10 protein-coding genes, 2 rRNA genes and 1 other annotated feature (2 of these 13 cut by a window edge) are annotated in these 12,638 nt (G+C 48.1%); all 12 genes read left to right on the forward strand.

Annotated elements, in window-relative coordinates:
* Positions 1-1,822: ribosomal RNA gene (locus tag G3255_RS00470) — 23S ribosomal RNA — on the forward strand; it begins 1,111 nt to the left of the window's first position.
* Between the two features lie 66 nt (positions 1,823-1,888).
* Positions 1,889-2,004 (forward strand): 5S ribosomal RNA (gene rrf / locus G3255_RS00475).
* Between the two features lie 111 nt (positions 2,005-2,115).
* Positions 2,116-2,361: a hypothetical protein gene (locus G3255_RS00480; protein WP_211652832.1), complete on the forward strand. Its 246-nt coding sequence runs from the start codon at positions 2,116-2,118 to the stop codon at positions 2,359-2,361.
* 139 nt (positions 2,362-2,500) lie between these two features.
* On the forward strand, positions 2,501-2,986 hold the full coding sequence (locus G3255_RS00485) for a CtsR family transcriptional regulator (protein WP_211652833.1): 486 nt from the start codon (positions 2,501-2,503) through the stop codon (positions 2,984-2,986).
* Positions 2,983-3,516: a UvrB/UvrC motif-containing protein gene (locus G3255_RS20200; RefSeq protein ID WP_211652834.1), complete on the forward strand. Its 534-nt coding sequence runs from the start codon at positions 2,983-2,985 to the stop codon at positions 3,514-3,516. The genes G3255_RS00485 and G3255_RS20200 overlap by 4 nt, the downstream gene beginning before the upstream one ends.
* Positions 3,506-4,597 carry a protein-arginine kinase McsB gene (mcsB, locus tag G3255_RS00495; RefSeq protein ID WP_211652835.1) on the forward strand — a complete coding sequence of 364 codons (1,092 nt, stop codon included), beginning with the start codon at positions 3,506-3,508 and terminating at the stop codon, positions 4,595-4,597. Before G3255_RS20200 ends, mcsB begins: the two co-directional genes overlap by 11 nt.
* A complete protein-coding gene (locus G3255_RS00500; RefSeq protein ID WP_058382199.1) occupies positions 4,594-7,038 on the forward strand; it encodes an ATP-dependent Clp protease ATP-binding subunit in 2,445 nt (814 codons plus the stop codon). The genes mcsB and G3255_RS00500 overlap by 4 nt, the downstream gene beginning before the upstream one ends.
* Positions 7,039-7,097: 59 nt before the next feature.
* Entirely contained in the window at positions 7,098-8,480 is a 1,383-nt protein-coding gene (gene radA / locus G3255_RS00505) for a DNA repair protein RadA (protein ID WP_211652836.1), read from the forward strand.
* Positions 8,481-8,582: 102 nt separating this feature from the next.
* The gene (locus tag G3255_RS00510; protein WP_211652837.1) at positions 8,583-9,683 is read left to right on the forward strand and encodes a PIN/TRAM domain-containing protein; all 1,101 of its coding nucleotides are present in this window, start codon (positions 8,583-8,585) and stop codon (positions 9,681-9,683) included.
* Positions 9,684-9,695: 12 nt separating this feature from the next.
* Entirely contained in the window at positions 9,696-10,391 is a 696-nt protein-coding gene (gene ispD, locus G3255_RS00515; protein ID WP_211652838.1) for a 2-C-methyl-D-erythritol 4-phosphate cytidylyltransferase, read from the forward strand.
* Positions 10,388-10,888: a 2-C-methyl-D-erythritol 2,4-cyclodiphosphate synthase gene (ispF, locus tag G3255_RS00520; protein WP_211652839.1), complete on the forward strand. Its 501-nt coding sequence runs from the start codon at positions 10,388-10,390 to the stop codon at positions 10,886-10,888. The genes ispD and ispF overlap by 4 nt, the downstream gene beginning before the upstream one ends.
* A gap of 42 nt (positions 10,889-10,930) precedes the next feature.
* Entirely contained in the window at positions 10,931-12,394 is a 1,464-nt protein-coding gene (gltX, locus tag G3255_RS00525) for a glutamate--tRNA ligase (RefSeq protein ID WP_211652840.1), read from the forward strand.
* 45 nt (positions 12,395-12,439) lie between these two features.
* Positions 12,440-12,638 (forward strand) — a binding site (T-box leader); it runs 14 nt beyond the window's last position.

Genomic DNA, 12,638 nt, shown 5'->3' on the forward strand with positions numbered 1-12,638 from the left:
TAGAAGCAGCCATCATTTAAAGAGTGCGTAATAGCTCACTGGTCGAGTGACACTGCGCCGAAAATGTACCGGGGCTAAACGGATTACCGAAGCTGTGGATGGACATCGTAGATGTCCGTGGTAGGAGAGCGTTCTAAGGGCGTTGAAGTCAGACCGGAAGGACTGGTGGAGCGCTTAGAAGTGAGAATGCCGGTATGAGTAACGAAAGACGGGTGAGAATCCCGTCCACCGAATGCCTAAGGTTTCCTGAGGAAGGCTCGTCCGCTCAGGGTTAGTCGGGACCTAAGTCGAGGCCGATAGGCGTAGACGATGGACAACAGGTTGATATTCCTGTACCACCTCCCCGCCGTTTGAGTAATGGGGGGACGCAGAAGGATAGGGTGAGCGTGCCGTTGGTTGTGCACGTCCAAGTTGTGAGATGAGAAACGAGGCAAATCCCGTTTCTATGTACATCAAGCAGTGATGGCAAGAGGTTTAACCTCAGAGTCCCTGATTTCACACTGCCAAGAAAAGCCTCTAGCGAGGCGGGAGGTGCCCGTACCGCAAACCGACACAGGTAGGCGAGAAGAGAATTCTAAGGTGAGCGAGTGAACTCTCGTTAAGGAACTCGGCAAAATGACCCCGTAACTTCGGGAGAAGGGGTGCTCTGGTAGGGTGTTACAGCCCGAGAGAGCCGCAGTGAATAGGCCCAGGCGACTGTTTAGCAAAAACACAGGTCTCTGCAAAACCGTAAGGTGACGTATAGGGGCTGACGCCTGCCCGGTGCTGGAAGGTTAAGGGGAGTGCTTAGCGCAAGCGAAGGTGCGAACCGAAGCCCCAGTAAACGGCGGCCGTAACTATAACGGTCCTAAGGTAGCGAAATTCCTTGTCGGGTAAGTTCCGACCCGCACGAAAGGCGTAACGATCTGGGCACTGTCTCAACGAGAGACTCGGTGAAATTATAGTACCTGTGAAGATGCAGGTTACCCGCGACAGGACGGAAAGACCCCGTGGAGCTTTACTGTAGCCTGATATTGAATTTTGGTGCAACTTGTACAGGATAGGTAGGAGCCAGAGAACCCGGAGCGCCAGCTTCGGGGGAGGCGTCGGTGGGATACTACCCTGGTTGTATTGAACTTCTAACCCACAAGCCTTAGCGGCTTGGGAGACAGTGTCAGGCGGGCAGTTTGACTGGGGCGGTCGCCTCCTAAAGAGTAACGGAGGCGCTCAAAGGTTCCCTCAGAATGGTTGGAAATCATTCGCAGAGTGTAAAGGCACAAGGGAGCTTGACTGCGAGACGGACAGGTCGAGCAGGGTCGAAAGACGGACTTAGTGATCCGGTGGTTCCGCATGGAAGGGCCATCGCTCAACGGATAAAAGCTACCCCGGGGATAACAGGCTTATCTCCCCCAAGAGTCCACATCGACGGGGAGGTTTGGCACCTCGATGTCGGCTCATCGCATCCTGGGGCTGTAGTCGGTCCCAAGGGTTGGGCTGTTCGCCCATTAAAGCGGTACGCGAGCTGGGTTCAGAACGTCGTGAGACAGTTCGGTCCCTATCCGTCGCGGGCGCAGGAAATTTGAGAGGAGCTGTCCTTAGTACGAGAGGACCGGGATGGACACACCGCTGGTGTACCAGTTGTTCTGCCAAGAGCATCGCTGGGTAGCTATGTGTGGCCGGGATAAGTGCTGAAAGCATCTAAGCACGAAGCCCCCCTCAAGATGAGATTTCCCATTGCGCAAGCAAGTAAGATCCCTCAAAGACGATGAGGTAGATAGGTTCGGGGTGGAAGCGTGGCGACACGTGCAGCTGACGAATACTAATCGATCGAGGACTTAACCAACAAACTGAAACGCAAGTTTCCCACAATGTCGATTTATCCAGTTTTGAGCGAACAAGCTCAACATAGTCCAGTGATGATGGCAAAGAGGCCACACCCGTTCCCATCCCGAACACGGAAGTTAAGCTCTTTTGCGCTGATGGTAGTTGGGGGTTTCCCCCTGTGAGAGTAGGACGTCGCTGGGCAAGTAGAAAGGCCGTTACCGGTTCATTCCGGTAGCGGATTTTTTGTATTTTAAATTAAAAAAAGGATTGAAAATATATTATAAAGGGAAAAAAGAAATGAGGTGAAGACTTATGAAAGCAGGTTATTATACAGTAAAAATGATTGAGAAAAGAACTGCATTATTGGTTTCATTAAAAGATTCTGCTGAACAGTATACTTATCCAGTTGCAGATTTTACTCATGATGTAAATAAAGGGGATATAGTAGAAGTTTGGCAACAGGGTACACGTTGGAGAACAAAGTATGTTGAAGAAAAAACCCGTTCGGTATCAAGTCATACAAAAGATTTTATGAAACGGATGATGGATCAAGAATGAAGAGTCTCGGGATATTCAACCCGAGACTTTTTCTATCTCAGACTAAGTATTTGATATCCATAAAATGCTTATGTATAATTAAGTCAAATATAGTCAAAGTCAATCATTAGCGCATTTAAACGCTCAAGAGGTGAAAGCGATGCGGAATATTTCAGATATAATTGAAGGTTATTTAAAAGAGATTATCGAAATAAGCGGTAAGGACCTTATTGAAATTAAACGAAGTGAGGTTGCTGAGAAGTTTCAATGTGTTCCCTCTCAAATTAATTATGTGATAAATACTAGATTTACATTAGATCGTGGATATTTAGTTGAAAGTAAGCGTGGTGGGGGCGGATATATTCGTATTAAGAAAATACGCCTTCATAAGAAATCGGATTTGATTGCCCAAATTATCAATAGGCTTGAAACTGGTGCTTCACAAACTATGGCCGAAGATATTGTGTGGAGGCTTTTAAGTGAAGATGTTATATCGAAGCGTGAAGCTAAATTGATTTTGAGTGCCATTGATCGTTCTACTCTCGGGCTGCCTCTACCTATACGAGATGAAGTACGAGCGCGGATTTTAGTGGCGATGCTGTTTACTATTCAATATGAGTCGAACGGGCAAGGAGTGATCAAGTGATTTGTGAACAATGTGGAGAACGGCCAGCTACAGTCATTGTGAAGCAGAACCAGCAAGGCCATTTAACAGAAAAACACCTCTGTCACGTTTGTGCGGCGGAAAATCATAATATCAGTTTTTCTTTTGATCAAGATCCTATGGCAATCCATAACTTATTAGCCAATTGGTTTCCAAAACAGCAAGCCGCTGTAAGTCCTGTACGAAAAGAAGTTCCGATTTGCCCATCTTGTGGATTTACCTTCCAAAAATTCTTGAATCTCGGTAAGTTTGGCTGTGCTGAATGTTATAATACCTTTTCGCCTCAGCTAAATGAGATTTTAAAAAGAGTACAAAATGGGAATACAGAACACACAGGAAAGATTCCTGCTTCTTATGGAACAACGTTGAAAATCAAAAAGGAAATTGAAGAATTGAGAAAGCAAATGCAGGCTGCCATACAAGATGAGAATTTTGAAGAAGCTGCAAGGCTGCGAGATCAAGTTAAGGTCTTGAATGAAAAGCTTGAAGGAGGTGGGGGTGTTGGCAATTGATCGTTTCCTTCAACCCCGTGCAAGCAGTTGGATGGCTAATAACGGAGAACACGTTGATATAGCCATGAGTACAAGGATTCGGCTTGCACGAAATTTAGACGAATTTAAATTTCCCTACGCTTTTTCTGAAGATGAAGCGTTGAAAGTTGATAAAGCTGTTTCTTCGGTCTTGCTGGATAAGGGAAAGGAAGTTGGGTACGGTTTTACTCATATCAATATTGAAGAATTAAACGATCTACAACGTGAAGTGTTAGTAGAAAAACATTTAATTAGCCCTTATTTAGCAAATAGCCAGCATTCCAGTGCTGTATTATTATCGGATGAAGAAGAGCTTAGCGTTATGGTCAATGAAGAAGATCACATGCGGATCCAAAGTTTGCAGTCAGGCTTTCATCTGCAGGAAGCATATGACATAGCGAATAAAATGGATTCGCTTTTAGAAGAACACCTTTCTTATGCTTTCCATGAGAGATTTGGTTATTTGACCAGTTGCCCTACAAACACGGGTACAGGCATGCGCGCTTCTGTCATGCTTCATTTGCCAGCTTTAACGATGTCCCATCAAATCAACCGGATCATCCCGGCTATATCCCGTCTGGGGATGGTTGTGAGAGGGATTTATGGAGAAGGAAGTGAAGCGCTTGGTAATGTATACCAGATTTCTAACCAAGTAACACTGGGGAAATCAGAGTATGAGATTTTGCAGGATTTGCAAAACATGACCGAGCAGATTATTGAACAGGAACGAAGAGCAAGGGAAGCGCTAAATGCGAATTCTCCGCTGCTCCTTGAAGATAGGGTGTACCGGTCATTAGGTGTCCTGACTCACGCCCGTCTGTTGAATACAGAAGAAGCAGCTACTTGTTTATCAGATGTCAGACTTGGCATCGATCTTCATCTAATAACGGGTGTAGACATGTCGATACTGAATGAATTGATGGTCTTTATGCAGCCTGCGTTTTTGCAGCAGTATGCAGGACGTCCATTAGAAGCGAAGGAACGGGACCTGGCCCGGGCGGAATTGTTCCGGGAGAGGTTAGCTGATAACGGGATAAATACAAAAGGAGAGGATTTTGCATGATGTTCAACCGATTTACACAACGCGCACAAAAAGTTCTTCAATTAGCTCAAGAAGAGGCAATCCGCATGAAGCACGAATCGATCGGAACTGAGCATATTTTGCTTGGTTTGATCCGAGAAGGCGGCGGAATCGCTGCGAAAGCACTTGAAGCAATTGAAGTGAATACACAATTGATCGAAGACGGTGTCAAAGAACTAGTCGGGGTCGGCGAAAAAGATGTCGGGCCGATTGTTCATTATACGCCGCGGGCTAAAAAAGTGATCGAGCTATCGGTCGACGAATCCCGCAAGCTTGGGCACTCTTATATCGGAACAGAGCATTTACTGCTTGCTTTAATCCGTGAAGGCGAAGGGGTCGCGGCACGAGTTCTTGGGAATGCCGGTGTCAGCTTGAACAAAGCGCGCCAGCAAGTATTGCAACTACTTGGCAGCAACGAACAAGCATCGACTGGCACGAGCCCGAATGCTTCTGCCAATACACCGACTTTGGATGGCTTGGCACGTGACTTGACGCAAGTTGCGCGTGAAGGTAGCTTGGATCCTGTGATTGGACGCAGTGACGAAATCACGCGTGTGATTGAAGTATTGAGCCGCAGAACGAAAAACAACCCGGTATTGATCGGGGAGCCTGGTGTCGGTAAAACGGCGATTGCAGAAGGGCTTGCCCAGCAAATCGTTAATAATGAAATTCCGGAAACGCTTCGCGACAAACGCGTCATGGTGCTTGATATGGGTACGGTAGTTGCCGGAACGAAATACCGTGGTGAGTTTGAAGACCGCTTGAAAAAAGTGATGGATGAAATACGCCAAGCAGGCAATGTCATTCTCTTCATTGATGAGCTTCATACATTGATCGGGGCTGGCGGTGCTGAAGGCGCGATTGATGCTTCGAATATCTTGAAACCATCGCTTGCACGCGGCGAATTGCAGTGCATCGGTGCCACAACATTGGACGAGTACCGCAAGTACATCGAAAAAGATGCAGCGCTTGAACGTCGTTTCCAACCGATTCAAGTCGATGAGCCAACGGTTGAGGAATCAATCGAAATCATTAAAGGCTTGCGCGACCGCTACGAAGCGCATCACCGCGTGAAAATTACCGATGAAGCGATTGTTGCGGCAGCGAAAATGTCCGACCGTTATATTTCCGACCGCTTCTTACCGGATAAAGCGATCGATTTGATCGATGAGGCCGGTTCAAAAGTGCGTTTGCGTTCGTATACGACTCCACCGGATTTGAAAGAGCTTGAAGCCCGTCTTGAAGCGGCGCGTTCTGAAAAGAATGAAGCGGTGCAGAGCCAGGAATTCGAAAAAGCGGCTTCTCTTCGCGATGCCGAGCAGAAGTTGAAAGATGAGCTCGACCAGACGAAGAAAGAATGGAAAGAAAAGCAAGGCAAAGAAGAGTCTGAAGTGACAGTCGAAGATATTGCAAAAGTCGTCTCTATGTGGACAGGTGTGCCGGTATCGAGATTGGCGCAGACAGAATCCGATAAATTGCTTAATTTGGAACAAATCCTTCATAGTCGTGTAATCGGCCAGGACGAAGCGGTGACTTCGATTTCGAAAGCGATCCGCCGTGCGCGTGCCGGGTTGAAAGATCCGAAACGTCCGATTGGCTCGTTCATTTTCCTAGGGCCTACGGGCGTCGGGAAAACCGAGCTTGCGAAAGCCTTGGCTGAATCGATGTTCGGGGATGAAGATGCGATGATCCGCATCGATATGTCTGAGTACATGGAACGCCATACGACTTCACGCCTTGTTGGGTCACCTCCAGGCTATGTCGGCTATGAAGAAGGCGGCCAGTTGACGGAAAAAGTTCGCAGAAAGCCATATTCAGTCGTCTTGCTTGATGAAATCGAGAAAGCCCACCCTGAAGTTTTCAATATCCTCTTGCAAGTACTTGAAGACGGGCATTTGACGGATTCCAAAGGGCGTCGCGTCGATTTCCGTAATACGGTAATCATCATGACGTCGAACGTCGGTGCACAGGAATTGAAATACAATAAGTATGTTGGCTTTAACTTGGAAGATTCGAAGACGGATTATAAAGACATGAAAGGCAAGATGCTCGCGGAATTGAAGAAAGCGTTCCGTCCTGAATTCTTGAACCGTGTCGATGATATGATTGTCTTCCATTCACTTGAAAAGAACGATTTGCGCAAGATTGTCGAGCTGATGACGCAGCAGTTGACGGGCCGTTTGAAAGAACAGGACATCGATCTGGAGCTGACAGAGGCAGCGCTTGATAAAATTGCCAAAGAGGGGTATGATCCGGAATACGGAGCACGTCCTTTGCGCCGCTCACTTCAAAAACATGTCGAAGACCGTTTGTCTGAAGAGTTGTTGAAAGGTACAGCAATTGCCGGGCAAAAAATTGTCTTCGATGTACAGGGCGATGAATTCATTGTCCGTACGAATGAAGGGGCCGTAGAGAAATCGTAACGATATCCCGCCCGCCGGATATGTCTCCGGCGGGTTTTTTCTATATATAGGAGGTAACTATGGCGAAGAAAAAAATAAAGTTCATCTGCCAGTCCTGCGGTTATGAGTCTGCAAAGTGGATGGGGAAATGCCCAGGTTGTGCGGCATGGAACACAATGACGGAAGAAACAGAAGTTGCAGCACCGAAAGGCACAAGAGGCGCATTCCAGCATAGCGCTCCTCAAGTTGCTCAAAAAGCGACACCAATCAATTCGATTGAAACGAAAGAAGAGCCGCGCACAAAAACTGAAATGGAAGAGTTGAACCGCGTGCTCGGTGGTGGAATTGTTTCCGGCTCGCTTATTTTGATCGGGGGCGACCCTGGGATCGGGAAATCGACGTTACTCTTGCAAGTGTCGGCACTTCTTGCGAAAGCTGGCAAGAAAGTGCTGTATATTTCAGGTGAGGAGTCGATTCGCCAGACGAAAATGCGGGCGGAGCGGCTGGATGCGGTTTCGGGGGACTTATTGATTTTTGCGGAAACCAATTTGGAGCTGATCCATCACACGATTGAAGAAGTAGAGCCGGATTTTGTGATTGTCGATTCAATTCAGACGGTTTATCATCCGGAAGTGACATCTGCGCCCGGTAGTGTGACGCAAGTTCGTGAAAGCACGGCAGAATTGATGCGTGTGGCGAAAACGAAAAACATCGCGATTTTCCTGGTCGGCCACGTGACGAAAGAAGGCCAGATCGCTGGACCTCGTATCTTGGAGCATATGGTCGATACGGTGTTGTATTTTGAAGGGGAACGGCATCATACGTACCGCATTTTGCGCAGTGTCAAAAACCGCTTCGGTTCGACGAATGAAATTGCGATTTTTGAAATGCTGCAAGGTGGGTTAAAGGAAGTGTTGAATCCGTCCGAGCTGTTTTTACAGGAACGTTCAAGTGGCACAGCGGGATCGACGGTTGTCGCTTCCATGGAAGGGACACGGCCGATACTGGTGGAGATTCAGGCATTGGTCACCCCATCGAGTTTTAATTATCCGAAGCGAATGGCGACTGGGATTGACCAAAACCGGGTATCGTTATTGATGGCGGTGCTGGAGAAGCGCGTCGGCTTGATGCTGCAGTCGCAAGATGCGTATATTAAAGTCGCGGGCGGCGTGAAGCTGGATGAACCAGCGATCGATCTCGCCGTGCTCGCAAGCATTGTCTCGAGTTTCCGGGATATTGCACCGAAAGTGGATGATTGCATTATCGGTGAAGTCGGGTTGACCGGAGAGGTGCGCCGTGTGTCGCGCATCGAACAGCGTGTGCAGGAAGCGGCAAAGCTGGGCTTTAAGCGTGCCATCATACCAAAATCGAATATGGGCGGTTGGGATTTTCCGGAAGGAATCCGCGTCGTTGGTGTTGAAACTATAAACGAGGCGTTGAAGGAATTATTCCCGCAACAATAAGGGGCAGCAATGCCTCTTTTTTTCTATTATCGGCAGGGTGGGGTTATACGGAGTGTTTCATAATTAAAACGTGTATAATATCAAGAGAAGGAGGTGGAACAAATGCTTCGGAAAATTATTCAGCTATTGTTTTTATTAATAGGCGCTACGGTTGGAATTTTATTTTTGCCATATGCTTTTGAACTTATTTCTATCTCTAATAATCCATGGATCAACAACCCGTATGTCGCTGCCATTATCGGTGCTGCGATTTTTTATGTACTGTCCTTATTGTTCGTCGATTCGATTATCCATTTCATGAAATGGATGGAGGGCAAATTGCTCCATGCCCCGACAGCAGATTTGCTATTTGGCACACTAGGGATGATTATTGGCTTGGTGGTTGCCTTTTTGTTCGGCTTTGCCTTAAACACTATCGATTTGCCATTAATCGCGACAGTTGCGCCGATTATTCTTTCCGTTGTTCTCGGTTATTTGGGATTCCAGGTCGGTTTCCAAAAGCGCGATGAATTGATGGGGATGCTCGCACCTGCTAAACTAGCGAGCGGAAAAAAGCCGGAAGATGAACCGGTGGAAAAATCAGTTTATAAATTGCTCGATACGAGCGTCATCATCGATGGGCGGATTGCGGATATTTCAGAGACTGGATTTATGGAAGGGATCTTTGTCGTACCGCAATTTGTCATTGCAGAGCTTCAGCACATTGCGGATTCGTCCGACACGTTGAAGCGCACACGCGGCAGACGGGGACTCGATATCTTGAAGCGCCTGCAGACAGAGCGCGTAGGAGCGATTATGATTACGGAAGAGGATTTCGGTGATGCGGCTGAAGTCGATATGAAGCTCATGCGTGCAGCCCAGAAAATGGGCGGGAAAGTTGTGACGAACGATTTTAATTTGAACAAAGTATGCGAGCTTCATAATGTGCCGGTATTGAATATTAACGACCTTGCCAATGCGGTGAAGCCGGTCGTCATACCAGGCGAGGAAATGCATGTGGTCGTCATTAAAGACGGCAAGGAACAGAATCAAGGCGTCGCTTATTTGGACGATGGTACGATGATTGTCATTGAAGAAGGCAAAGGCCATATTGGCGAGGCGATCGACGTCGTGGTCACGAGCGTATTGCAGACTTCTGCAGGACGGATGATTTTTGCCAAGCCTAAGGGACTGGCTTTGAAGAAAAATGGATCAAAAAAATAAAGGATGTCTGTCATGAAATATACAGTCGTATTGCCTGCTGCCGGCAGTGGAAAACGAATGAAAGCCGATCGCAATAAGTTATTGCTGGAGCTCTCCGGCAAGCCAATCTTCATTTATACATTGGAAGTGTTCGACCGGGACCCGGATTGCGAAGGCATGTGGCTTGCGGTCAAAGAAGATGAGCGCGAGCTGATTGAAGAGTATGTCGAACGGTATAGAATCAAGAAAGTCAAAGGCTATGCGACAGGCGGCGCTGAACGCCAGGATAGTGTGCGTGCAGGCCTTGAAATGGCTGGGCAGTCTGAAGTCGTGCTTGTGCATGATGCTGCGCGCCCGTTCATCAGCCCTAGCGTTATTCGCGAATTGGTGGAGCAAGCAAATGAATCGGGTGCCGCGATTGCCGGCGTTCCGGTAAAAGACACGATCAAAAAAGTTCGCGAAAGCGTTATTACCGAAACGGTGAATCGAGCGGAGCTGTGGATGATCCAGACGCCTCAGGCCTTCCGCTATGAACTGTTGATGGAAGCGGCGCAACGGGCTAAGGCCGACGGGTTCCTCGGGACGGACGAGGCGATGCTTGTGGAACGCATGGGACACCCGGTGCAGATTGTTGAAAGCACGTATGAAAACGTCAAAATGACGACACCGGATGATTTGATTTATGGAAAAGCGATTCTGGCGAGTCGATTACAGGAGGAAAAAAGATGATTCGAATTGGACAAGGATACGACGTGCATCAATTGGCAGAAGGGCGTCCGTTTATTTTAGGGGGCGTTGAAATCGAACACGACCGGGGGCTTCTCGGCCATTCGGATGCGGATGTGCTATTGCATACGATCACGGACGCAGCACTCGGCGCGATCGGCGGGGGAGATATCGGCAAGCACTTCCCGGATACCGACCCGGAATTTAAAGACGCCGATTCCAAGAAATTGCTAACGCATATTTGGGAATATGTAAAAGAACAAGGGTATGAACTTGGCAATGTCGATTGTACGGTCATTGCGCAAAAACCGAAGCTTGCCCCTTATATCGAGCAAATGCGCGCATCGATTGCGGAGCTATTGGAAGCGGATATTTCACAAGTGAACGTCAAAGCGACGACGTCCGAACATCTCGGCTTTACCGGCCGAGAAGAAGGAGTCGCGGCGCTCGCGGTTATTCTACTCAATCAGCGCCCGCTTTCGCTGGACGTCCCGGAGTGATAGAATAACTAAAGGATTAAGGCAATTTTAGGAGGAAACCAAATGACACAAGAAACACGCGTACGCTATGCACCGAGCCCGACTGGACATTTACATATCGGCGGAGCCCGCACAGCGCTATTTAATTATTTATATGCCCGCCATATGAATGGCAAATTCATCATCCGCATCGAAGACACGGATACAGCCCGCAATATTGAAACGGGCATCATGTCCCAGATCGACAACTTGAAATGGCTCGGCATCGAGCACGACGAATCGATTGATGTGGGCGGGGAATACGGCCCGTATCGCCAAATGGAGCGTTTGGATATTTACAAAAAATATGCCGATGAGCTCTTGGAAAAAGGCGATATCTATAAATGTTTCTGTACGCCGGATACACTCGAGAAAGAACGTGAAGCCCAGCGCGCCTCTGGTGTTGCCGCTCCTCAATACAGCGGGACTTGCCGCAATTTGACGGCCGAAGAAGTCGCTGAAAAAGAAGCGGCTGGCGAGACGTATTCTCTTCGCATGAAAGTGCCGGCGGATGTCACCTATAAATTCGATGACATGGTGCGCGGCGAGATTTCATTTGAATCAAAAGATGTCGGCGACTGGGTCGTCGTGAAGACGAACGGCATTCCGACGTATAACTTCGCAGTGGTCATCGATGACCATTTGATGAAGATTACCCACGTGTTCCGCGGCGAAGAGCATTTGTCGAACACACCGAAACAGCAGATGGTCTACGATTCGTTCGACTGGGGTCATCCGACTTACGGGCATATGACTTTGATCGTCAACGAAGATCGCAAGAAGCTATCGAAGCGCGACGAGTCGATCATCCAATTCATTTCCCAGTACAAAGACCTCGGTTATATTCCAGAAGCGCTGTTTAACTTCTTTGCGCTGCTCGGCTGGTCTCCAGAAGGCGAAGAAGAGATTTTCTCGAAAGAAGAATTGATCCGCATTTTCGACACAGAGCGTTTGTCGAAATCGCCGTCGATGTTCGATAAGCAAAAATTGACGTGGATGAACAACCAATACATCAAGCAAATGTCACTTGAAGAAGTCGTCGGGCTGGCGTTGCCGCATCTTCAAAAAGCGGGCAAGCTGCCGGAGGAGTTATCTGTTGAGCAAGCCGAGTGGGCAGAGAAATTGATCGCCTTGTACCATGACCAATTGAGTTTCGGCGCAGAAATCGTCGAATTGTCCGACTTGTTCTTTACGGATGATCTTCATTACGGCGAAGCCGAAAAAGAAGTCTTAAGCGGCGAGCAGGTACCGGAAGTCATGGCTGCTTTCAAAGAGCAACTGGCATCTTTAGATGCGTTCGAGCCGGCTGAAATCAAATCCGCGATCAAAGCGGTACAAAAAGCGACCGGCCATAAAGGAAAAAACCTCTTCATGCCGATCCGCGTTGTGACGACAGGGCAGACACATGGCCCCGAATTGCCGGATGCAATTTCGCTTCTTGGCAAGGAAAAAGCGATTGCGCGCGTTGGCCAATACGCAGGGGCATAAAGTTTTGACTTATGCGCATAAGCGTGTACAATGAATTTACCAATTACCAAAACGTTGACGGGAAGAAGTAAGGAAAGCATGCTCCAAAGAGAGGGTCATCACCGGCTGTAAGTGACCTGTGCCGCTGCATTCCTGAAATGCCTCCCCGAGTGCTGAGTCGAAACGAGTAGACCAGACGTTTGCCTGCGTTAAAGGCTTCGAGAGAAAAGGACATGTCCTTTTAATCAGAGTGGAACCGCGCGGG

This window comes from Planococcus sp. MSAK28401, from assembly GCF_018283455.1.
In the GTDB taxonomy this organism is placed as follows: Bacteria; Bacillota; Bacilli; order Bacillales_A; family Planococcaceae; genus Planococcus; species Planococcus alpniumensis.

Excerpts from the sequence above, each read along its gene's own strand:
- G3255_RS00485 (WP_211652833.1), top strand. The coding sequence starts at position 2,501 with ATGCGGAATATTTCAGATATAATTGAAGGTTATTTAAAAGAGATTATC.
- ispF (WP_211652839.1), top strand. The coding sequence starts at position 10,388 with ATGATTCGAATTGGACAAGGATACGACGTGCATCAATTGGCAGAAGGG.
- G3255_RS00480 (WP_211652832.1), top strand. The coding sequence starts at position 2,116 with ATGAAAGCAGGTTATTATACAGTAAAAATGATTGAGAAAAGAACTGCA.
- ispD (WP_211652838.1), top strand. The coding sequence starts at position 9,696 with ATGAAATATACAGTCGTATTGCCTGCTGCCGGCAGTGGAAAACGAATG.
- radA (WP_211652836.1), top strand. The coding sequence starts at position 7,098 with ATGGCGAAGAAAAAAATAAAGTTCATCTGCCAGTCCTGCGGTTATGAG.
- G3255_RS00510 (WP_211652837.1), top strand. The coding sequence starts at position 8,583 with ATGCTTCGGAAAATTATTCAGCTATTGTTTTTATTAATAGGCGCTACG.
- G3255_RS00500 (WP_058382199.1), top strand. The coding sequence starts at position 4,594 with ATGATGTTCAACCGATTTACACAACGCGCACAAAAAGTTCTTCAATTA.
- gltX (WP_211652840.1), top strand. The coding sequence starts at position 10,931 with ATGACACAAGAAACACGCGTACGCTATGCACCGAGCCCGACTGGACAT.